The organism is Lentzea sp. NPDC004782 (assembly GCF_040609115.1).
Taxonomy (GTDB): domain Bacteria; phylum Actinomycetota; class Actinomycetes; order Mycobacteriales; family Pseudonocardiaceae; genus Lentzea.
Genome location: NZ_JBEXJN010000001.1, coordinates 202,595 through 223,155, shown reverse-complemented (window position 1 = coordinate 223,155; position 20,561 = coordinate 202,595). Strand labels below are relative to the sequence as shown.

Sequence of the window (20,561 nt, the reverse complement as noted above, 5' to 3'; positions counted from 1 at the left end):
GACGCTGGGCAACACTGGCGGGCCTGGGAACCGGGTTTGGAAGAGAGCGGGACGGCGAGTGGCTGGATCGACACGGACGAGAAAGAGCAGCGGAGGCGCGGGCAGCACCCGACGACTGGTGATCGTCGAGTCGCCCACGAAGGCGCGCAAGATCGCGTCGTACCTCGGCAGCAACTTCGTCGTGGAGTCCTCCAGGGGACACATCCGGGACCTGCCGCGCGGTGCCGCCGACGTTCCCGCGAAGTTCAAGGGCCAGGCGTGGGCCAGGCTCGGCGTGGACGTCGACCACGACTTCGAGCCGCTCTACGTGGTGTCCGCCGACAAGAAGTCGCTGGTCACCGAGCTCAAGGAAGCGTTGAAGGACGTCGACGAGCTCTACCTCGCGACAGACGGTGACCGCGAGGGCGAGGCCATCGCGTGGCACCTGCTGGAGACGCTCAAGCCCAAGGTCCCGGTCCGCCGGATGGTGTTCCACGAGATCACCGAGTCCGCGATCCAGGCCGCCGCGGCCAACCCGCGTGACCTCGACCAGGACCTGGTCGACGCCCAGGAGACCCGCCGCATCCTCGACCGCCTCTACGGCTACGAGGTCAGCCCGGTGCTGTGGAAGAAGGTCATGCCGAAGCTCTCGGCAGGCCGCGTGCAGTCCGTGGCGACGCGTCTGGTCGTGGAGCGCGAACGCGAACGGATGAAGTTCGTCTCCGCGAGCTACTGGGACATCTCCGCGCAGATGGACGCCGGTGCGGACGCCACGCCGCGTCAGTTCGGCGCGCGTCTCGTGGCCGTCGACGGCACCCGTCTCGCCACCGGCCGCGACTTCGGCTCGGACGGCAAGCTCACCGGCAAGGCCGACGTCGTCGTGCTGGACGAGGCCCAGGCCCGTGCCATCGCGGCCGGCCTGGAGAACGCGCCGGTCAAGGTCGCCTCCGTCGAGGAGAAGCCGTACAGCCGCAAGCCGTACGCGCCGTTCATGACCTCGACGCTGCAGCAGGAGGCGGGCCGCAAGCTGCGGTTCTCCGCCGACCGCACGATGCGCACGGCGCAGAAGCTGTACGAGAACGGCTACATCACCTACATGCGCACCGACAGCACGACGCTGTCGGAGACCGCGATCAACGCGGCCCGCACGCAGGCCACGGACCTGTACGGCGCGCAGTACGTCTCGCCGCAGCCGCGCCAGTACAACCGCAAGGTCAAGAACGCGCAGGAGGCCCACGAGGCGATCAGGCCGGCGGGAGAGGTCTTCCGCACGCCCGGTCAGGTGGCCGCCGAGCTCGACTCCGACGAGTTCAAGCTCTACGAGATGATCTGGCAGCGGACGATCGCGTCCCAGATGGCCGACGCGCGGGGCAACACGACCAGCGTCCGCATCCAGGGCCGTGCCGCGACGGGCCAGGAGGTCACGTTCGCCGCGTCCGGCCGCACGATCACGTTCGCGGGCTTCCTCAAGGCCTACGTCGAGACCGTCGACGCCGAGGCCGGTGGCGAGTCCGACGACGCCGAGTCGCGCCTGCCGCAGCTGGTCAAGGACCAGGACCTGACGATCGCGGAGCTGTCCGCGGACGGTCACACCACCTCGCCGCCCTCGCGCTACACCGAGCCGTCGCTGATCAAGACGATGGAGGAGCTCGGCATCGGCCGTCCCTCCACCTACTCGTCGATCATCAGCACCATCCAGGACCGCGGCTACGTGTGGAAGAAGGGCGCCGCGCTGGTCCCGTCGTGGGTGGCGTTCGCCGTGGTCGGGCTGCTGGAGGTGCACTTCGGCCGGCTCGTCGACTACGACTTCACCGCCGCGCTGGAGGACGAGCTGGACGGCATCGCCGCCGGTCGTCAGCAGCGCACGACGTGGCTGTCGGGCTTCTACTTCGGCGGCAGCGTCGGCCCGGACGGCTCGATCGGCCGCTCCGGTGGCCTGAAGAAGCTGGTCGGGTCGGGGGTCGAGGACATCGACCCGCGCGAGGTCAACTCGATCCCGCTGTTCAGCGACGCCGAGGGCCGCACGGTCGTGGTCCGCGTCGGCCGGTTCGGGCCGTACCTGGAGCGCGAGGTCGACGGTGCCGCGCAGCGCGCGAACCTGCCGGACGACCTGCCGCCGGACGAGCTGACCGCGGAGATCGCCGAGAAGCTGTTCTCGACGCCGCAGGAGGGCCGGTCGCTGGGCACCGACCCGGTCTCGGGCAACGAGATCGTGGCCAAGGAGGGCCGCTTCGGCCCGTACGTGACCGAGGTGCTGCCCGAGCCGTCCGAGAACGGCACGTCGAAGGCGAAGGCGCCGAAGCCGCGCACCGGCTCGCTGTTCAAGTCGATGTCGCTGGACACCGTCACGCTGGACGACGCGCTGAAGCTGCTCTCGCTGCCGCGCGTGGTCGGCAAGGACCCGGAGACGGGCGCCGAGATCACCGCGCAGAACGGCCGTTACGGCCCGTACCTGAAGAAGGGCACGGACTCGCGGTCGCTGGCGGACGAGTCCCAGATCTTCACGGTCACGCTGGAAGAGGCCCTGAAGATCTACGCGGAGCCGAAGAAGCGGGGCCGGTCGGCCGCCGCCGCGCCGCCGTTGCGCGAGCTCGGCAACGACCCGGTGTCCGGCAAGCCGATGGTGATCAAGGACGGCCGGTTCGGGCCGTACGTCACCGACGGTGAGGCCAACGCGTCGCTGCGCAAGACCGACAGCGTCGAGACGATCACCGACGAGCGCGCGGCCGAGCTGCTGGCGGAGAAGCGCGCCAAGGGGCCGGTCAAGAAGAAGGCGCCGGCCAAGAAGCCCGCCGCGAAGAAGCCCGCGGCGGCCAAGAAGGCTCCGGCCAAGTCCAAGAGCTGACAGCAGGGGGTGGCGGTGCCGGCGAACGAGTTCGGTCCGGACGGGACTCAGGCCCCGCCGCCCCCTCGGCTGTTCCCCGACCCCCTGGCGGGTCTGGTCACCGCCGACACGTGGATCGCTCCTCAGTGGACGTCTTCCACGTCACGTGTGTCCGTGCCGACACCGCCGGCGCCGACCGACGAGATGCGGCAGGCGGTCTGGGCGCAGATGGAACGGGAGCGGTCCAGGCGGCCACGAGGCCGTCGTCAGCCGGCGCCGCCGAACGTGTCTCCTCTGCAGTCGTTCGCCCCGACGCAAGTGCCTGCGGTGCAACAACAACAGCCCGCCAAGTCCTCCGGTGGCGTGGCCGCGTTCATCGGCTGTCTGATCGTGATCGGCTTCTTCGTGCTGGTGATCGTCAACATTCTTGGGGCGATCTTCAGCTCCTGACGCTGAGAGTCGGGCATTGGCCGGCGCGCAGTCCGGTTACTCTGATCCCACGGGGTGGGCCGACATAGGGGTGACTGAGATTCAGGACGCGGACACAGCAGTGACCGAGGCAGGCCAGACGGGGCAGGCCGAGTCCAGCGTGTCCACGGTTCACCGGCTGCGCTCGGTGCTGGCGATCAGGCCGTTCCGCAGGCTCTGGCTCGTCACCTACCTGTGCAGCGTCGGTGACTGGCTGTCACTGCTCGCGCTGACCGGTCTGGTCTCCGAGATGATGCACAGCTACCAGTGGCAGTCGTTCGCGCTGTCGCTGGTCGTGCTCACGCAGCTGCTGCCGGGCATCCTGTTCGCGCCGATCGGTGGCGTGCTCGCGGACAAGTTCGACCGCCGCAAGGTGATGATGGTCTGCGACGTCGCGCGCGGCTCGCTGTTCATCTCCATCGCGCTGATCGGGTCGCCGGTCTGGCTCTTCGTCGCGAACTTCCTGGTCGGCTGCTGCGCGATGCTGTGGATCCCGGCCAAGGAGTCGGCGGTCCCGAACCTGCTGCGCCGTCCCGACCAGGTCGAGTCGGCGAACCAGCTGGGCCTGGTGATGACGTACGGCATCTCGACGATCAGCGGCTTCGGCCTGTACTCGCTGATCGCGGGCGTGCCGACGTACCTGAACCTGCAGGGCGGCGACCTCGAGTTCCGCATCGCGACCATCGCCGTGATCATCAACGGCCTGCTCTACTTCACCTCCGCCGTGCTGATCGCGACCCGCCTGCCCGAGCTCTCCGGCCACGTGGCGAGGAGGAAGAAGGAGGTCGAGGCCGACAAGCCCGGCTTCCTCGCGATGTTCCGCGACGGCATCCGGTTCGCCGCCGCGACGCCGCTGGTCCGCGGCCTGGTGATCGGCATGATCGGCGCGTTCGCCGCGGCCGGTGTGGTGATCGCGACCGCGAAGCTCTACGCGGAGTCGTTGCTCGGCGGCGCCTCGACGTTCGGCCTGCTGTTCGTGGCCGTGTTCCTCGGCCTCGCGCTCGGCATGGCCACCGCGCCCCGGCTGGCCCGCAGGCTCGCCTACAACCGCCTCTTCGGCGTGACGATCGTGGGCGCGGGCATCACGTTGGTGCTGGTCGCGCTGGCCCCGCACCTGTGGATCGCGCTGCTGATGGTGGCGCTCGTCGGTGCCTGCGCGGGTGTGGCGTTCCTGACCGGCCTGACGATCGTGGGCTCGCAGGTCGAGGACGAGATGCGCGGTCGCACGGTCGCGCTGATCCAGTCGTTGCTCAAGATCGTGTTGTTCGGTGCTTCCGCCGGGGCCCCGCTGCTGGTCGCGTTGCTGCAGAAGCGGCAGGTCAGCGTCTTCGGTCACCCGATGGAGGTCGACGCGACCCGTCCGGTGATGCTCGGCGGCGCGGTGATCGCCATCGTGCTGGGCCTCGTCGCGTACCGGCAGATGGACGACCGCCGCGAGGAGCCGGTGCTGTCGTCGCTGTTCGCGGCCATTCGCGGGCGCCGGCACACCAAGGGCATGCTGATCGCGGTCGAGGGTGACACCCGCGAGGACACCTCGGTGCAGGCCCGCCGCCTGGCCGCGGCGTTGCGCGCCGAGGGGCTGGACGTGCTGCTGGCCGCCGATCCCGAGCACGATGAACGCCGTCTGCGTGCGGTGCTGTCGTCGGCCGAGCTGGCCGGGGTGCGGGCGCAGGCCCTCGTGGCTGCTGCCGTGCGCGCCGATGTCGTCGAACGGCAGGTGCGTCCGGCGCTGGACGAGGGTTCCGTAGTTGTGATGGAGCGCTATGTCGACTCACCGCTCGCGCACTTCACGGCGACCAGCACGCTGGAACACCAGGAGCTCGAAGGCCTGGTCGACTGGGCCACCGGCCGGCTGCGGCCCGACCTGACGATCCTGCTGGACCGCCCGGTCGCCGACGGCAAGTCGATCGCGCTGGAGCACCACTGGCGGGTGCAGCGGCTGCTGAGCGAGATGGCCGCCGCCGATCCGGACCGGTACGTGGTCGTCGAGGCCGACGGTGACGCCGACGAGGTGGCCGATCGGGTCCGGTCCGCCGTGGTGCCGTTGCTCGCGACCCGCAAGCGGGCGGTCCCCGAAGCCGCGGTCTGACCGCTCGCTGGAAGACTGCGGTCCATGAGCGTGTGGGACGAGGTTGTCGGGCAGCCCGACGCGGTGGCGACCCTGTCTGCGGCTGCCGAGGCCGCCGCCACGATCGTCGCGGGCGGCACTCCCGCACCCGGCGTGATGACGCACGCCTGGCTGTTCACCGGCCCGCCCGGATCCGGCCGCTCGTCCACCGCCCGCGCCTTCGCCGGCGCCCTGCAGTGCGTGGTGACGGACGACCGTCCCGGCTGCGGTGAGTGCACCGGCTGCCGCACCGCGCTGCACGGCACCCACGCCGACGTGCGCGTGGTGACGCCCGAGGGCCTCTCGATCTCCGTCGCCGAGATGCGCGCGCTGGTGCAGATCTCCGCTCGCCGTCCCACGTCGGGACGCTGGCAGGTGGTGATCATCGAGGACGCCGACCGGTTGACCGAGGGTGCGGCCAACGCGTTGCTGAAGGCCGTCGAGGAACCGCCGGACCGCACGGTGTTCCTGCTCTGCGCGCCGTCGGACCACCCCGACGACGTGTCCGTGACGATCCGGTCGCGGTGCCGGCTGGTGTCACTGGGCTCACCTCGGCCCGCCGCGATCGCCTCGGCTCTGGAGCAGGTCGACGGGGTGGCGCCGGAGATGGCCCGGTGGGCGGCCTCGGTGTGCGGCGGGCACGTCGGACGGGCGCGGCGGCTGGCCGTCGACGAGGAGGCCAGGAGCCGGCGGGAGGCCGTGCTGCGGATCCCGCTGGCGCTGCGCAAACCCGCCGACGTCTTCACCTGCGCCGACGAGCTGATCAAGGCCGCGGAGGAGGACGCCACCACGGCCAACGAGGCCCGCAACGAAGCCGAGCGGGCGGCGCTGGAGACGGCGATGGGCGCGGGCGGCACCGGCAAGGGCACCGCCGCCGCGACCCGTGGGGCGAAGGGCGCGTTGAAGGATCTGGAGAAGCGCCAGAAGTCACGCGCCACCCGGACCCAGCGCGACTCGCTCGACATGGCCCTGGTGGACCTGGCCGGGTTCTACCGGGACGCGCTGGTGACCAAGACCGGGTCCGAGGCCGCGTTGATGCACCCGGACCGGGCCGGTGACTCCAAGACGGCAGCTGCCCAGTGGTCCCAGGAGTCGATCCTGCGGCGGCTGGAGGCGGTGCTGGCCTGCCGGGAGGCCATCGAGGTCAACGTGAAGCCGCGCATCGCGATCGAAGCGATGGTGACGACGCTCCACCGGGGGTAGGCACTAAGCCCAGCCGAGCGCCGCCGACACCTCGTCCGCCGCCTGCACCACGCGTGGCCCGAGAGCGATCAGCTCCTGGATCGAGTGCTCCATCGCGAGCGCCGACGCCGACAACCCGCCGATCACGACGCCAGCGTGGTCCCGGATCGCCGCGCCCACGCACCGGACGCCGGGCTCGTTCTCCTCGTCGTCCAGCGCGAACCGCGACCGCCGCACCCGCGCCAGCTGCGACTTCAACCGGGTCGCCGACGTGATCGTCTTCGGCGTCCTGCCCGGTAGTCCCACGCGCGAGACGTACGCGTCCAGCTCGGACGCGGACAGCGAGGCCAGCACGGCCTTGCCGATGGCGGTCCCGTGCGCGGGCAGGGACATGCCCAGCCGGGACGCCATGCGGTACGGCTTGTTGGCCTCGATCTTGTCCACGTAGACCAGCTCGTCGCCGAAGAGCACGGCCAGGTGCACCGTGCAGCCCGTGGACTCCTGCAGCGTGCGCAGGAACGGCCGGGCCCGCTCCACCGTGTCCAACGGCCGGAGAACCTTGCCCGCGAGGGCGAGCACCCGCGGTCCGGTCAGGTACCCGTCCGAGCCCATGGTCGCGAAGCCCCGGTCCACCATCGTCTGCAGCAGGCGGTGGACCGTGGACTTCGGCAGGCCGGTGACCCGCGCGATGTCGGTGATGCGCGCGTGGTCGGCCAGGGCCTCCAGCACGGCGAGCGTCTTCTCGACGGCGGTATCGGTCATCTCGCCAGCCAGCCTCCATCGACCACGAGCACGTGTCCGGTCACATAATCGGACGCGCTGGACGAAAGAAACACCGCTGGGCCCACGAGATCTTCCGGCGTGCCCCAGCGGCCCGCCGGAATCCGGCTCCTGATCGCGGGTTCACGGTCGGGATCGGCGCGCAACGGTGCCGTGTTGTTGGTTTCGATGTAGCCCGGCGCGATGGCGTTGACCTGCACGTTCGAGGCCGCCCATTCGTTGGCGAGGAGCTTCGTCATGCCGACGAGCGCGTGCTTCGAGGCGGTGTAGGCCGACACGAGGATTCCGCCCTGAAAGGACAGCAGCGACGCGATGTTCACGACCTTGCCGCTGCCCCGCGCCACCATCTGACGGCCGCACAGCTTCGAGATCTCGAACGCCGAGTCGAGGTTGACCGCCATCACCCGCTGCCAGTCGGCCAGCGACACGTCGACGGCGGGACCGCGGTGGATCGTGCCGGCGTTGTTGACCAGCACGTCCACCTGGTGCTCGGCCAGGACCGGCGCCAGCGCCGGTTCGACGGAAGCGGGATCCGAGAGGTCCACCGACACCGTGGCCACGGCCGGAGCCACGTCCGAGAGGTCACCGCGGCCGACGAGGATCAGCTGGGCTCCGGCGTCGTGCAGGCCGCGGGCGATGGCGCGGCCGATGCCGGTGCGCGCACCGGTGACGACCGCGGTCTTGCCTTCGAGGGAGAAGCTCACCGCAGCTCCGCCACGGCGACGGGGTCCATGTCGTCGTAGGCCTGGTTCTCGCCGCCCATCGCCCAGACGAACGTGTACGAGTGCGTGCCCGCTCCACTGTGGACGGACCACGACGGCGAGATCACGGCCTCTTCGTTGCGCACCACGATGTTGCGGGTGTTCTGGGGCTCGCCGCACAGGTGGATGACGCGGTGGTCCTCCGGCAGGTCGAAGTACAGGTAGCACTCGGTGCGGCGGTCGTGGGTGTGCGGCGGCATGGTGTTCCAGACGCTGCCGGGCGCCAGCGACGTCACGCCCAGCACGAGCTGGGAGCTGCGGATGCCGTCCGCGTGCACGAACTTGCGGATCTCGCGGACGTTCGCGGTGCTCCGGTCGCCCAGCTTGAGCACGTCGACCTCGTCGAAACGGGCGACGGCGGTGGGGAACGACGCGTGCGAGGGCGTGGAGAAGAGGTAGAAGCGCGTGTCCTCGTCGGCGGCGTGGAACTCGACGTCCACGGCGCCCTGGCCGACGTAGAGGCAGTCGCGCGTACCGAGTTCGTGCTCGGTTCCGTCCACGGTCACCGTTCCGGAACCGCGGACGGCGAGCACGGCGAGCTCACGCCGTTCGCAGAAGTGCGCTGATCGCAGCGGTGGAGCGCTTTCCAGCTTGAGCGGGTGGCCTGGTGACGGCGACGCGCCGCCCAGCACGATGCGGTCCTCGTGCGTGTAGACGGTCCGGATCTCGCCCGGTACGAACAGGTCGTCCACCAGGTAGTGCTGCCGCAGCCCGTCCGTGTCGAAGCCCGGCAACTGCGCCGGATGGGTCGAGTGCCTGATTTGCATCTGTCGGTGCCTTCCGATCGGGGCGGCGGAATGACACGATGTGCGCCGACCACCATGGAACTACGTTCCGTGCAATGGAACAAGCCTGAGACCTCCACGCCGCCGGAGTTCAGGCTTATGAAAGGCGGCCTTGGTGTACCAGCAGAATCCGAATCCGACGGGATCGTTGTTCCTGTCGGCTCTGCTCGCGTTGATACCGCTCGTTGCCGTGCTCGTGCTGCTCGGCGGTCTCAAGTGGAAGGCTCACTGGGCGGGGTTGACCGCCCTCGTGCTCGCGATCGGCGTCGCCGTGTTCGGTTACTCGATGCCGGTCGGCCAGGCGCTCAACTCGGCGGCGTTCGGCGCGCTGACCAGCGTGCTCGTGGTCCTGTGGATCACGTTCAACGCCATCTGGATCTACAACCTGACGGTCCACAGCGGACACTTCGCCGTGCTGCGGCGGTCGTTCAGCTCGATCTCGGACGACCAGCGCGTGCAGGCGATCGTCATCGCGTTCTCGTTCGGCGCGCTGCTCGAGGCGCTGGCGGGTGGCGGTGGCCCGGTCGCGATCTGCTCGGTCATGCTGATCGCGCTCGGCGTCGACCCGATGAAGGCCGTGGCGCTGTCCCTGATCGCCGACACCGCGCCGGTGGCGTTCGGCGGCATGGGCAACCCGATCACGGTCCTGAACACGGTCACCGGACTGCCCGCCGACACGTTCGGCGCGATGACCGGCCGCCAGGTGCCGATCCTGGCGATGCTCGTGCCGTTCGTGCTGATCTTCGTGGTCGACGGCAGGCGCGGCTTCAAGCAGGCGTGGCCGGCCGCTCTGGTCGCGGGCGGCTCGTTCGCGGTGACGCAGTACCTGGTCTCGAACTTCTGGTCCTACAAGCTGTGCGACATCATCGCGGCCATCGTCTCGGTGCTCGCGGTGATCCTGCTGTCGCGGGTGTGGCAGCCGGAGCGGTCGATCCCACCGGTCATCGCGGGCGGCGCGGCCACGGACTCGCGGCGTGACGTGATCATGGCGTTCACCCCGTACGCGGTCATCGTCGTGGTCTTCTCGCTCGCGCAGATCGTGCCGATCAAGAAGGCGCTCGACTCGGTGACGATCAAGTTCCCGTGGACGTCGCTGCACCTGGCCAACCCGTCCGGCAAGCCGATCAAGGTCGAGTACGTGCTCAACTGGGCGTCGGCCACCGGCTCGCTGCTGTTCCTGTCCGGCCTGATCACGCTGGCCGTGCTCGGCATCGGCCTGGGCAAGGCCGCGCAGATCTACGGCCAGACGATCAAGCAGTTCAGCTGGGCGATCCTCGCGATCCTCGCCGTGTTCTCGCTGTCGTACGTCATGAACTACTCGGGCCAGATCACCACCCTGGGCCTGTGGCTCGCGGGCACCGGCGCGTTCTTCGCGTTCCTGTCGCCGGTCGTCGGCTGGTTCGGCGTCGCGATCACCGGCACGGACGCGGGCTCCAACGCGTTGTTCGGCGGCCTGCAGGTCACCGCGGCGCAGCAGCTGCACGTGTCACCGTTCCTGTTCGGCGCCTCGAACAGCTCCGGTGGCGTGATGGCCAAGATGATCTCGCCGCAGAACCTGGCCATCGGCACCGCCGCGGCCGGTCTGGTGGGGCGTGAGGGCGACCTGTTCCGGAAGGTCTTCGGCTGGAGCCTGTTGCTGTTGCTGGCGATGTGCGTGATCGCGTACCTGCAGTCCACGCCCGTGCTCGGATGGATGGTGCCATGACGTTCAGTCGCAGGACCCTGCTCGGTGCGGCCGCGGCGGCTCCGGTCGTGGCAGGGGTCGCGGGGGAGGCCTCGGCCGCTTCGGTGCGGTTGTTCCGGGAGTCCCTGGACTACGCGCTCGGCAAGCTGCGCCAGGTCGCGCCCAACGTCACCTCGTTCCCCGAGGAGACCAAGTTCGAGAAGTGGACCTACGTCAGCTCCGGTGGCTGGGTCGGCGGTTTCTGGCCGGGCATGCACTGGTTGGCGTTCCTCGACTCCGGTGACGAGCAGTTCAAGAAGTGGGCGGTCGAGTCCGCGTCGCGGTTGTCCCCGCGGCGCACCGACACGTCGACCCACGACCTGGGCTTCCTCTTCTACCCGTCGTGGGTGACGGCGTACCGGATCACCGGCGACACCTCCTGGCGTGACGGCGCGGTGCAGGCCGCCTCGTCGTTGATCCAGCGCTACAACGACAAGGGCCGCTTCATCAGGGCGTGGGGCGCGCTCGGGACACCTGCGAACGCGGGCCGGGCGATCATGGACACGATGATGAACCTCGACCTGCTGACGTTCGCGTCGCAGCAGACGGGGGAGTCGCGGTTCCTGGACGTCGCGGTGGCGCACGCTTCGACGACCCGCGCGAAGTTCATCCGCCCGGACGGCTCGACGCCACACGTCTTCGACTTCAACCCGGACACCGGCGAGGACATCGGCCCCAACACGAACCAGGGCTACAGCCCGACGTCGTGCTGGTCGCGTGGCCAGGCCTGGGGCATCTACGGGTTCACGACGATGTACCGGCGGTCTCGACGTCGTGAGTTCCTCGACGCGGCCTGCAGATTGGCGAACTTCGCGCTGGATGTCCTCACCCCGGACCACATTCCGGTGTGGGACTACCGCTCACCGTTGGCGCCCAACGACATCAAGGACTCGTCGGCGGGCGCGGTCATGGCGTGCGGTCTGCTGGACCTGGCCGCCGCGTCCGGACGGCTGTCGTATCGGGTGTCCGCGTTGCAGATCCTGGATGCGTTGTGCCGCACGTGCTTGACGACCCGTGCCGAGAAGCACGAGGCCGTCCTGGCGCGCGGCACCCGCAACCGCCGGACCGAGACCGGCATCGAGGTTTCCCTGCCCTACGGCGACTACTACCTCATGGAGGCGTTGCTCAGGGTGCTGAAACCTCGCGAGCTCGGACGCGCGATCGGCCTCTGACCGGCAGCGCGGCCACCACGACCACGCCCGCGAGCAGCAGTCCCGTGCCGGTCCAGAACAGCGGGATCGCCTGGTACGCGGCGTTGGTGTAGGCGAGCGGCGGCGTCTTCTGCTGTGGAGGCGCCGCCGGTCCGCCTGGCTGCTCCGGCGGCTGGGCCGTTCCGCAGATCACGCCACCCTGCGGCGCCGCGGCCCGCACGATCTGCTCGCCGAGCGAGATCTGCGCGAGCGCCGTCGGCAGGTTCGGCAGCTTCAGCTTGTCCGTCGGCAGCAGCTGCACGTCGAGCATCCGCGCCGTGGCCCCGAGCTGGAACCCGCTGAACCCGTTGCCGGAGAAGCTCGCCTTCTTCTCGGTGAGGCCGGCGATCTGCAGCTTGACGACGACCAGGTCGAGCACCAGCGGAACGTCCAACGCCGGATGCGCGGCGTCCAACGTGCCGAGCTCCTTGCCGTTCTGACTGACCTTCAGCACCGGCGCGGTGTACGTGATCTTGGATGTTCCTTCGTCGCCGGTGGCGGTCGCCGTGAGCGTCGGCGGCGTCACCACGTCGATCTTGATGCCACCCGCGATCTCCACGCTGACCGCGCGCATGGTCGACGTCGACTCGACGGCCTTGTTCCTGCTGCCGGGCAGGTCGACCAGCCGCACGTTCGAGTTCGCCTCGAACGTGTCCGGAATGCTCACCAGACTCTTGGACGGCAACGGCACCTCAGCCGGCAACGCGCTGAGCACCTCAAGCCCCGCGAGCGAGGTCCTCGCCGTCGCCAGCGGACTCACGCACGGCCCGAGCTTCTCGTCCCACCGCGCCTGCACGCTGCCGTTGAGGACCTTGAGCCTGCCCAGCGGCGTCTCGGGAATCGGCAGCCCACCCGTCGTCGGCTGCGGGTTGTCCGGAATCGCCGTCTGCACGAGCGTCCCCGGCGACTGCGGCGACCGCCCGGCCACCGCGAACCCGAACGGACTGGCCTGCGTGACCACGCGTTCGGTGCTCAGGAACGCCTCGGTGTTGACCTGCGCACTGGCGAGCCCCAACCCGAACTCGGTGACCGACTGCTTCGGCAACTGGTCGCTCAACCCGGGCAGAATCGTGTTCGTCGGCACCCCCTGCGGTCCCAGCCTGACGACGCTGAGCCCAGTTCCCGCATCCCCCACCGCATGCGCAAGCGGTTGCGGCCCGTTCGGTGCCGACGCGGGCGGCTGGTTCGGGTCCCGCGGCCCTGGCACCGGCGTGGTGGGAGGCTGCGCGAGCGCGGGCGCGGCAACGAGCGCGAGCAACACCCCGGCCAGCGGCACGGACAACGATCGGCGCATGAACCACTCCTCGGCGGTGAGAAGGTGGTGACATCGGTCACGGTCCGTACAACGAAGCCGACCCCCGTGAGTGACGGGTCCGCGGACCCGCTATAGTTATCGCGTCTCGCCGCCTTAGCTCAGTCGGCCAGAGCGGCTCACTCGTAATGAGCAGGTCGTCGGTTCGATTCCGACAGGCGGCTCGGTGAGATAAGACCCAGGTCAGGCTTCCTGACCTGGGTCTTTCTTTTGCCCCAGGTTCGTGACGAGTTGTAGAGCTGCGCTGCTCTGGGCCTCGTGTGTGCCCGAAGTGTGCCCATCGGTTCCGGTGGACCTGCGCGGGACGAGCTTGGCCGCTGCTTCGGCGGCCCGATGAGCGACCTCGGGGAGAACACTCGTGTAGATGTCCGACGTGATGGTGATGGAAGAGTGGCCGAGCATTTCCTGCACGGTCTTCATGTCCGCACCGCCCGCGAGTGCGAGCGTCGCGGCACCGTGCCGCAGGTCGTGCAGCCGGATCGGTGGGAGGCTCGACGTCCGCACGATCTTCTCGAATGCTTCGGACACCTTGCCGGGGTGCAGCAGCGTCCCGTTGGCTTCGGTGAACACGGCGTTAGTCGCAAGTGGTGTCACATCTGGCTGCCAGGCATGCCCTGTATCGGTGTGACACCAGCAACGCGTTACTGACTGTGGTCGTCCGCTGAGATCGACTCAGTCGACGCTCATCCGCCCGGCGTCAGAAGGGCGTTGAGGCGTTGTAGCGCCAGTTGCCCACTCGTGCTGATTTCGACGAGCCCGCCGTCGTCGGCAGCGCGGATTGTTCGCTGAATCTGATGCGGCAGGCGGTGGGTCTCTGCCGCTACGAGTGCGGTACGCAAGGCGTCCTCCGCGCCGTCTCGCTGTCGGGCGGCAAGTAGAACCTGCCCTGCGGTGACGCGCTCGATGATGTGCCATTGCGGGGCGATTGGCGCTGCATCCGGCATGTGCGTCTGTATGATCCGGACCGCGTTGGCGGCTCGGCCGGTTGCGACCAGTCCGCGTAGTTCGATCTCCCGGAACGTGAACGAGTTGAACAGCATGCTTCGGCCGCCACCGTCGTCGAGTCGTTCGCGATACCCGTTGATCGCGAGGTCGAACAGGTCGGGGTCACCGTGTTCGCCTGCCGCACGAGCGAGAAGCGCGAACGCCGCTCCCTGCCCTTCCCGATCCTCGGACACAGCAACAGCTCGGCTGAGTCGAGCGATTGCTGCGCCGAAGTGGTCAGCCTTGCGCAGCTCGTTCCCGTGCATCCGGAGCGCGTGAGCAAGGAACGCCCGGTCGCCGAGGCGTTCGGCGATCACCAGTGCCTTGCCCGTCCAGCGGGCAGCAGCCGTCAGCCGTTCCTCAGGCAGCACCGTGCCGAGCGAGACGCCGAGCGCGGCGCGGCCCTGCCCGAGCAGGATCATCGTGTCTCGCTCGGCCCGTCCCTCGGCGGCTCGTGCCTCAAGCCGAGCGACCAGCGGCCACAGCTCGTTGACCGCATCGACGGCCTTGCCGGACTGTCGCGCGATCTCGGCAAGGCGGATGGTCGAGTCACCGAACTGGATCATCGCCGCGAAGTCGGCGTCGTCGTTGTCGGTCACGCCGAGCGCGTGCATCGGCAGCCCGAGTGTCCGCGCGATGTGCCGGCGTGTGACGACATCGCTGATGTTCCGGCGACCGGTCTCGATCATCGACACGTAGGTCTTGTCATAGCCGAGCAGGGTGGCGAGACGTTCCTGACTGAGCTTGTTCAACTTGCGGTAGGTGCGCAGGATTGTTGCCAGATCACGACTTCTGAGGGCCGCGGTTGCCTCTGGTGCCGACCACAACCACACGGCGGGCATGAACCGACGAGCAGGAACGACCGGGGCGACGTGACGCGCACTGGCGTGACAAGTGGGACAGATCGGCTCGACGGCGAGCCGACTGAGTTCAGCTCAACACGCGTCACACCGTCCGCCCGTCATGGCTTACCTGACCGCGTCCGTGCGTAGCCGCTCGAACCACGTCGCGATCGAGCGCTTGTAGCCCTCTGGCATGTTCAAGCCGGGCACCTCGTCCTCGGTGAATAGGCCGATTTCCTTGTGCTCGTGGGAAAGTACGGGTTCGCTGTCACCGTCCGGGTGGCAGCCGTAGGTCGCGATGAAGACGTTCTTCTCGGCGACGTTGATGTAGTACATCCACGTGTCGAGGATCGGCCCGGTCGTCACCTTCCACTGCGTCTCTTCCGTGATCTCGCGGGCAACGCACTCTTCCGGCGTCTCGCCCGGTTCGATCCGGCCGCCCGGCAGCTCCCACTCCTCGCGTTCGTTCTTCAGAAGCAACACCTTGCCGTCGCGGACCACCACGCCCTTGATCGAGACGGGGTAGGCAAGCTGGCTCATCGAGGTGTCCTCCGTGATCGCGGGCGGTTGCTCAACGGCAACGTAGCACCGGAACCCACCATGCCGAGGCGACGCGGTGTTGACAACCTGTCACTGGACGTGGTGGATCAAACGGCGTTCTGCTGATCCCGTAGACGAGTCGTTTCGGGAGGTAGACGCCATGATCGAGCCGTATCGCGTCAACGCGGACTCCACCAACCTGGTCGGGCTGATCGCTGAGCAGGGACTCGCTGTAGTCGACGGTCTCGACGGCCCCGGGGACCTGCTGAGGCTCGCGCAGTCGATCGCCATAGTCGTTCCTCATCGCGACAGCGGACCTGACGGCGTCACCACGATCGCTGATCTTGGCGAGTCCATCGTGCGTAGTGGGTTCGCAGGCTTCAGCGCTTGTGCGCTCAACCCGCACACCGACCGCTCAGGCGTTCCACATCCGCCCGCCCTGCTGATGATGAGCTGTACGCAGGCGGCGGCAACCGGCGGCGAGTGCGTGCGCATCGACGGCCAGGCCGTGTACGACGATCTCGCCGAGTCGGAGCCCGAAGCGCTCACCGCGTTGAGCACGCCGCGTTCCGTGCTGTTCGGCGGTGCGGCAGGGCATCTCAGCTCGATCTTCAGCGACAACGGTCGAGGTCGAATCGCCGTCAGGCTTCGGCTCGACGAGCTCGCTCAGTTCGCGCCTGAGGTCAACCGCTGGATTCCGGCACTCCGGGCGGCGATCGACCGCCACGCGTTCGAGTTCAGGCTCACTGCCGGACAGGGTTACGTCCTCGACAACCACCGCTGGTTGCACGGTCGGCGAGCGTTCACCGGACAGCGCGTGGTCCACCGCATGAACGGAGATCCGTTGCCGGAACTGGTTGTGGCGACCGGTGTTCGCGTCCGGGCGTCGAGTGATGCCGCATGAACGACGACGCGGCGATCCGTGCCTTTCCCGCACTCGCTGCGCTTATCGCGATCAGGGACGCGGGCTGGAGCTTCGTCCACCGCGACGCGGTCGAGGGAGTGCCGACACAGGTCGACGGCTACCGAGTCTGGCCAGGTGGATGGATCGACGCCGTCCGCGTTCGCGATGAGGACGACGCGATGGCGTTGCGCACCGATGGGGATGAGCCGCCCGGCATCGTGTGGGAGCGCGCAGGTTCGCTGACGAACGTGGTTCAGGAGCTGCTGAGCGTTCCTGCTCCCGGTGATCGGCTCGCGCCTCGGCTCGTGAAGGCGACCGGGCCGATCCTGTGGACGCCATAGTCAGACCGGCAGTAGGGGTCTTCCGAGCATTGGCGCACGCGGTCGACGCGCGAGAACGGCCGGTCGACTTCCGGGGGATCGCACTCTGGTTCGCCGTTTGCGGAGCGGTATCCGTGCTGGTCAGCGAGGGTGAGATGGGGGTTCGCAAGGTGTGCCCATTGTGTGCCCGAACGCTCCGAAACGAGCTGATCGACAACGGCACCGAGCGGCAGCCGCACCGGCCTGACCAGGATCAATCAGACCGGTGCGGTACTACCCGTCAGCACTCAACACGAACACCGGGGAACTCGTAATGAGCAGGTCGTCGGTTCGATTCCGACAGGCGGCTCGGTGAGATGGAAGGGCCAGGTCACTTCGCTGACCTGGCCCTTCTGCTTTCTCCAGTCCGCGCGCAGCCGCTCGAACTCGGGTTTCAGCCGCAAGTGGTGAGCGCGTTCTCCAAAGCCGAGCGTTCCGCCTGAGTGACGCTCAACCCGTACGCCGCCTTGACCGTCACGTAGATCCGCCCGTACGAACACGCATACGCGGCGTTGGGCGGCATCCACTCGTCCGGCGTCTTGTCGCCCTTCGACTGGTTCTCCTTGCCGGAGACCGCGACCAGGTTCCGCAGGTCGTTGGCCGCGGTCACCCTCCGATCAGGTGCCCAGGCGGCCGCCCCGCTCCGCCACATCTCGGCGAGCGGCACCACGTGGTCGATCTGGATCTTCGACACGCTGGTGATGCGCGAACCGGTGTACGGGTCGTCGAGGGTCCCGGACTGCACGCCGCAGCGGCCGGGTTTGCGCTCGACGTTCGTCAGGTCGCGGGCCAGGACCTGGCTGCGCTGGTCGCAGCCGTCACCGTCGGTGTCGAACCACGGCTGGCCGAACACGCACGCTTTTCCGTCGTCGCAATCGCGCACGTAGCCGTCCAAGCGGCCTGGTGTGGCGACGGGGAGTGCCGCGAGAGAGGTACGCGCGGTGCTGACATCGAGGGTTCCCGCGGGTACTCGGTCGACCTGAGGCGCGGACGACAGGGGTATCGCGGAACAGCCGGTCAGCAGGATGATCAGCAGCAACCACCGCATGAGAAGGGCATACCCCTCAAGCCGAACCGCGATGGCCGCTCAACGGCGTAACTCCCGGGGGACAGATGTCCGAGATCCACGCGCTCGCCGACCGTCTCTTCGACACCGTGCTCGACCACCACGCGCTGCGGCCGAACCTGATGGGGCTGCGCGACGACGGCGTGCTGCAGGACCACAGCGAGGAGGCGGACCAGCGCTACCTGCGGCGCTACCGGGAGATCGCCGAGGAAGCAGAACGACGGACCGCGGAAACCCCGGACGACCGCATCACGCAGGAGCTCGTCCTGCACCTGGCCCGCGCCGAGTGCGACACGATCCAGTCGAGGGCCGTCGAGTTCGGGGTGAGCGCGCACGTGCGGTCCGCGGTACCCGAGCTGCTCTACTTCCTGGGGCACCTGAAGAGCCACCACGCCGTGCCGGGGTTCCTCGCGACCGTCGCCGAACGGCACCGTGCCGGCATCGAGGCAGGCCGGACGCCGGTCAGGCACCTCGTGGAGCAGGCGATCGAGCTCGTCGGCCGGTACGACGATCCGGCCGTCCGTCGCTACCGCGATGTGCTGGTGAACGACGTCCTTCCGCACGGCCGCGACGAGGAGCACGCGGGGCTGTGCTGGCTGCCGGACGGCGAAGAGCTGTACCGCACGGCGATCCGCACGCACACCACCGCGGATCTCGACCCGGACGAGCTGCACGCCACCGGCCGGCAGCTCGTCGAGGACCTCAAGCGCGAGCTCGGCGACCATCGAGGTGCCAAGTACGTCAGCGCCGAGGAGATGGTCCAGGACGCCGAAGCAGCCGTGCGCAGAGCCGAAGCCGTTGCGCCGCAATGGTTCTGGACGACGCCGGACGAGCGCTGCGTCATCGCGCAGACGGCGCCGTCGGTACCCGCGAGCACGTCGCCGCACTACCTGCCTGCCGCGCTCGACGGCAGCCGCCCCGGCACCTACTTCGTCAACACCAAGGAGCCGCACACGCGGCTCCGCGACGTCGCGGAGGCGACGGCGTTCCACGAGGCCGTGCCGGGTCATCACTTCGAGGCCGCCAGAATCGCGCTGCTCCGGGACCTGCCACTGCTCCGCCGCAAGGCGCAGATCAGCGTGTTCAGCGAGGGCTGGGCGCTCTACTGCGAACGTCTGGCCGACGAGATGGGCCTGTACAGCAGCGAAGAGGCCCGGCTCGGCATGCTCACCATGGCCGCCAAACGCGCGGGTCGGCTCGTCGCCGACACCGGCCTGCACGCCAGGGGCTGGAGCAGGCAGCGAGCCGTCGACTACCTGCTCGGCAACACGCCGATGCCGCGCGAACTGGCGGAGGCCGAGGTGGACCGCCACCTCGCCGAACCTGCCCAAGCGCTCGCGTACGCGGTGGGGCGCCTCAAGTTCGACGAACTGCGGGCCAGATCGGACCGGGCCGGCCGGGATGTCCGCGACTTCCACGAGGTCGTGCTCAGCCAGGGACGGCTAACCCTCGCGCTGCTCAACCAGGTCGTCGCGGACTGGCTCGCCGAGGACTGACCGCATCTGCTCGACGTCGAGCATGCCTTCCCAGCGCGACACCACGAAGGTCGCCACGCAGTTGCCGAGCAGGTTCGTGAAGACGCGCATCGAGTCCATGATCCGGTCCGCGCCGAGCAGCAACGCGACCGCAGCGGCCGGGATCGAGCCGACCGCGGCGACCGTGGCCGACAGGGCGAGGAACGCCGAGCCGGGCACGCCGGCCATGCCCTTCGAGGTCAGCACGAGCACCAGCACGATCGTCAGCTGGTCGCCGAGGTCGAGCGGCACGTTCAGCGCCTGGGCCAGGAACACCGTCGCGAGCGACAGGTAGATCGAGGCGCCGTCGAGGTTGAACGAGTACCCGGTCGGCAGCACCAGGCCGACCGACGTGGGCGCGCATCCGGCCCGCTGCAGCTTCATCATCATCCGCGGCAGCACGGCTTCAGACGACGCAGTACCGAGCGCCAGCAGGAACTCTTCTTTGGCGTACCGCACGAACCGCAGCAGGTTCACGCGCGCGAACGTCCACGCGACCACGCCGAGCAACGCGCAGAACAGCAGTGCCGCGCCGTAAGCCGAGAGGATCAGCCACAGGTACGTGACCAGCGAGCCCAGTCCGTACTGTCCGATCAGGAAGGCCATCGCGCCGAACGCGCCGAGCGGCGCCAGCTTCATCACGTAACCCAGCACCGTGAAGAACGCCAGGTTGATGCGCTCCAGCAGGTCCACGACGGGGGTCACGCGGTCGCCGAGCTGGGCCAGCGCGCAGCCGAACAGCACCGCGAACAGCAGCACCTGAAGCAATGCGTTGCGCGCCAACGCGTCCACCACGCTGGACGGAATGAGGTCCAGGAGGAACTGCACGACGCCGGGGAGATGGCCGCCCTGCGTTTTGGCCTCGACGGCGGAGGCGTCCAACGTGGACGGGTTCACGTTCATGCCCGCACCCGGCCGCACCACGTTGCCGACCAGCAGTCCCAGCGCGAGCGCTGCCGTCGACACCACCTCGAAGTAGATCAGCGCCTTCACGCCGATCCGGCCGACCGCGCGCAGGTCGCCCGCTTTCGCTATGCCCGTCGCCACGACGCAGAAGATCAGCGGCGCGATCACCATCTTGATCAGCTTGATGAAGCCGTCGCCGATCGGCTTCAGGTCGGCGCCGAAGGACCGGAAGAAGTGACCCACCAGCACTCCGGCGACGACCGCGACGAGGAGCTGCAGAAAGAGCGACCGAGTTTTCACATGGCGGAATCTAAATCTCATTTGTAAGCGATGGA

General features: G+C 68.7%; 18 protein-coding genes and 1 tRNA gene. 10 read left to right on the top strand and 9 right to left on the bottom strand.

Annotated elements, in window-relative coordinates; translation table 11 throughout:
• The first annotated feature begins 58 nt into the window (after positions 1-58).
• The 4 genes from topA to ABZV40_RS01030 all read left to right on the top strand — a co-directional run bounded on the left by topA (position 59) and on the right by ABZV40_RS01030 (position 6,581).
• On the top strand, positions 59-2,824 hold the full coding sequence (gene topA, locus ABZV40_RS01045) for a type I DNA topoisomerase (protein ID WP_355433887.1): 2,766 nt from the start codon (positions 59-61) through the stop codon (positions 2,822-2,824).
• 15 nt (positions 2,825-2,839) lie between these two features.
• Positions 2,840-3,253: a hypothetical protein gene (locus ABZV40_RS01040; RefSeq protein WP_355433885.1), complete on the top strand. Its 414-nt coding sequence runs from the start codon at positions 2,840-2,842 to the stop codon at positions 3,251-3,253.
• Between the two features lie 100 nt (positions 3,254-3,353).
• Positions 3,354-5,360: an MFS transporter gene (locus ABZV40_RS01035; RefSeq protein WP_355434115.1), complete on the top strand. Its 2,007-nt coding sequence runs from the start codon at positions 3,354-3,356 to the stop codon at positions 5,358-5,360.
• 24 nt (positions 5,361-5,384) lie between these two features.
• Positions 5,385-6,581 (top strand): DNA polymerase III subunit delta', encoded by a 1,197-nt coding sequence (locus ABZV40_RS01030; RefSeq protein ID WP_355433883.1) that lies wholly within the window; start codon positions 5,385-5,387, stop codon positions 6,579-6,581.
• A gap of 3 nt (positions 6,582-6,584) precedes the next feature.
• Here the strand turns inward: ABZV40_RS01030 and ABZV40_RS01025 are convergent, their stop codons facing one another.
• The 3 genes from ABZV40_RS01025 to kduI are packed head-to-tail and all read right to left on the bottom strand — an operon-like array spanning position 6,585 to position 8,868.
• On the bottom strand, positions 6,585-7,322 hold the full coding sequence (locus ABZV40_RS01025) for an IclR family transcriptional regulator (RefSeq protein WP_355433881.1): 738 nt from the start codon (positions 7,320-7,322) through the stop codon (positions 6,585-6,587).
• On the bottom strand, positions 7,319-8,044 hold the full coding sequence (locus ABZV40_RS01020) for an SDR family oxidoreductase (RefSeq protein ID WP_355433879.1): 726 nt from the start codon (positions 8,042-8,044) through the stop codon (positions 7,319-7,321). The genes ABZV40_RS01025 and ABZV40_RS01020 overlap by 4 nt, the downstream gene beginning before the upstream one ends.
• A complete protein-coding gene (gene kduI, locus ABZV40_RS01015; protein WP_355433877.1) occupies positions 8,041-8,868 on the bottom strand; it encodes a 5-dehydro-4-deoxy-D-glucuronate isomerase in 828 nt (275 codons plus the stop codon). The genes ABZV40_RS01020 and kduI overlap by 4 nt, the downstream gene beginning before the upstream one ends.
• Before the next feature lie 133 nt (positions 8,869-9,001).
• Between kduI and ABZV40_RS01010 the strand changes: the two genes are divergently transcribed.
• Both ABZV40_RS01010 and ABZV40_RS01005 read left to right on the top strand, forming a co-directional pair.
• Positions 9,002-10,591 (top strand): L-lactate permease, encoded by a 1,590-nt coding sequence (locus ABZV40_RS01010; protein ID WP_355433875.1) that lies wholly within the window; start codon positions 9,002-9,004, stop codon positions 10,589-10,591.
• Entirely contained in the window at positions 10,588-11,781 is a 1,194-nt protein-coding gene (locus ABZV40_RS01005; protein WP_355433873.1) for a glucuronyl hydrolase, read from the top strand. Before ABZV40_RS01010 ends, ABZV40_RS01005 begins: the two co-directional genes overlap by 4 nt.
• Here the strand turns inward: ABZV40_RS01005 and ABZV40_RS01000 are convergent.
• A complete protein-coding gene (locus ABZV40_RS01000) occupies positions 11,735-13,093 on the bottom strand; it encodes a hypothetical protein (protein WP_355433871.1) in 1,359 nt (452 codons plus the stop codon). The genes ABZV40_RS01005 and ABZV40_RS01000 overlap by 47 nt on opposite strands.
• A 108-nt stretch (positions 13,094-13,201) precedes the next feature.
• Here ABZV40_RS01000 and ABZV40_RS00995 point away from each other — a divergent pair.
• Positions 13,202-13,275, top strand: a tRNA-Thr gene (locus ABZV40_RS00995).
• 19 nt (positions 13,276-13,294) lie between these two features.
• Here ABZV40_RS00995 and ABZV40_RS00990 read toward each other — a convergent pair.
• The 3 genes from ABZV40_RS00990 to ABZV40_RS00980 all read right to left on the bottom strand — a co-directional run bounded on the left by ABZV40_RS00990 (position 13,295) and on the right by ABZV40_RS00980 (position 15,477).
• Positions 13,295-13,681, bottom strand: a complete 387-nt coding sequence (locus ABZV40_RS00990; RefSeq protein WP_355433869.1) for a tyrosine-type recombinase/integrase — start codon at positions 13,679-13,681, stop codon at positions 13,295-13,297.
• 113 nt (positions 13,682-13,794) lie between these two features.
• The gene (locus ABZV40_RS00985; protein WP_355433868.1) at positions 13,795-14,937 is read right to left on the bottom strand and encodes a helix-turn-helix domain-containing protein; all 1,143 of its coding nucleotides are present in this window, start codon (positions 14,935-14,937) and stop codon (positions 13,795-13,797) included.
• A gap of 126 nt (positions 14,938-15,063) precedes the next feature.
• Positions 15,064-15,477 carry an NUDIX hydrolase gene (locus ABZV40_RS00980; protein WP_355433866.1) on the bottom strand — a complete coding sequence of 138 codons (414 nt, stop codon included), beginning with the start codon at positions 15,475-15,477 and terminating at the stop codon, positions 15,064-15,066.
• Positions 15,478-15,637: 160 nt separating this feature from the next.
• Between ABZV40_RS00980 and ABZV40_RS00975 the strand changes: the two genes are divergently transcribed.
• Together ABZV40_RS00975 and ABZV40_RS00970 are read left to right on the top strand one after the other, a co-directional pair.
• The gene (locus ABZV40_RS00975; protein WP_355433864.1) at positions 15,638-16,381 is read left to right on the top strand and encodes a TauD/TfdA family dioxygenase; all 744 of its coding nucleotides are present in this window, start codon (positions 15,638-15,640) and stop codon (positions 16,379-16,381) included.
• Positions 16,378-16,722 carry a hypothetical protein gene (locus ABZV40_RS00970; protein WP_355433862.1) on the top strand — a complete coding sequence of 115 codons (345 nt, stop codon included), beginning with the start codon at positions 16,378-16,380 and terminating at the stop codon, positions 16,720-16,722. Before ABZV40_RS00975 ends, ABZV40_RS00970 begins: the two co-directional genes overlap by 4 nt.
• Before the next feature lie 412 nt (positions 16,723-17,134).
• On the opposite strand, the gene ABZV40_RS00965 is transcribed toward ABZV40_RS00970, so the two are convergent.
• A complete protein-coding gene (locus ABZV40_RS00965) occupies positions 17,135-17,788 on the bottom strand; it encodes an HNH endonuclease family protein (RefSeq protein WP_355433860.1) in 654 nt (217 codons plus the stop codon).
• A 65-nt stretch (positions 17,789-17,853) separates the two neighbouring features.
• Here ABZV40_RS00965 and ABZV40_RS00960 point away from each other — a divergent pair, with 65 nt between their 5' ends.
• Positions 17,854-19,302: a DUF885 domain-containing protein gene (locus ABZV40_RS00960; RefSeq protein WP_355433859.1), complete on the top strand. Its 1,449-nt coding sequence runs from the start codon at positions 17,854-17,856 to the stop codon at positions 19,300-19,302.
• On the opposite strand, the gene dctA is transcribed toward ABZV40_RS00960, so the two are convergent.
• Entirely contained in the window at positions 19,249-20,526 is a 1,278-nt protein-coding gene (gene dctA, locus ABZV40_RS00955; RefSeq protein ID WP_355433857.1) for a C4-dicarboxylate transporter DctA, read from the bottom strand. The genes ABZV40_RS00960 and dctA overlap by 54 nt on opposite strands.
• Between the last annotated feature and the right edge of the window lie 35 nt (positions 20,527-20,561).

Bases quoted from the DNA above. Each gene is read 5' to 3' on its own strand.
- ABZV40_RS01005 (WP_355433873.1), top strand. From the start codon at position 10,588: ATGACGTTCAGTCGCAGGACCCTGCTCGGTGCGGCCGCGGCGGCTCCG.
- ABZV40_RS01000 (WP_355433871.1), bottom strand. From the start codon at position 13,093: ATGCGCCGATCGTTGTCCGTGCCGCTGGCCGGGGTGTTGCTCGCGCTC.
- ABZV40_RS01030 (WP_355433883.1), top strand. From the start codon at position 5,385: ATGAGCGTGTGGGACGAGGTTGTCGGGCAGCCCGACGCGGTGGCGACC.
- ABZV40_RS01025 (WP_355433881.1), bottom strand. From the start codon at position 7,322: ATGACCGATACCGCCGTCGAGAAGACGCTCGCCGTGCTGGAGGCCCTG.
- kduI (WP_355433877.1), bottom strand. From the start codon at position 8,868: ATGCAAATCAGGCACTCGACCCATCCGGCGCAGTTGCCGGGCTTCGAC.
- ABZV40_RS00980 (WP_355433866.1), bottom strand. From the start codon at position 15,477: ATGAGCCAGCTTGCCTACCCCGTCTCGATCAAGGGCGTGGTGGTCCGC.
- ABZV40_RS00985 (WP_355433868.1), bottom strand. From the start codon at position 14,937: ATGCCCGCCGTGTGGTTGTGGTCGGCACCAGAGGCAACCGCGGCCCTC.
- ABZV40_RS00960 (WP_355433859.1), top strand. From the start codon at position 17,854: ATGTCCGAGATCCACGCGCTCGCCGACCGTCTCTTCGACACCGTGCTC.
- ABZV40_RS00965 (WP_355433860.1), bottom strand. From the start codon at position 17,788: ATGCGGTGGTTGCTGCTGATCATCCTGCTGACCGGCTGTTCCGCGATA.
- ABZV40_RS00975 (WP_355433864.1), top strand. From the start codon at position 15,638: ATGATCGAGCCGTATCGCGTCAACGCGGACTCCACCAACCTGGTCGGG.
- ABZV40_RS00970 (WP_355433862.1), top strand. From the start codon at position 16,378: ATGAACGACGACGCGGCGATCCGTGCCTTTCCCGCACTCGCTGCGCTT.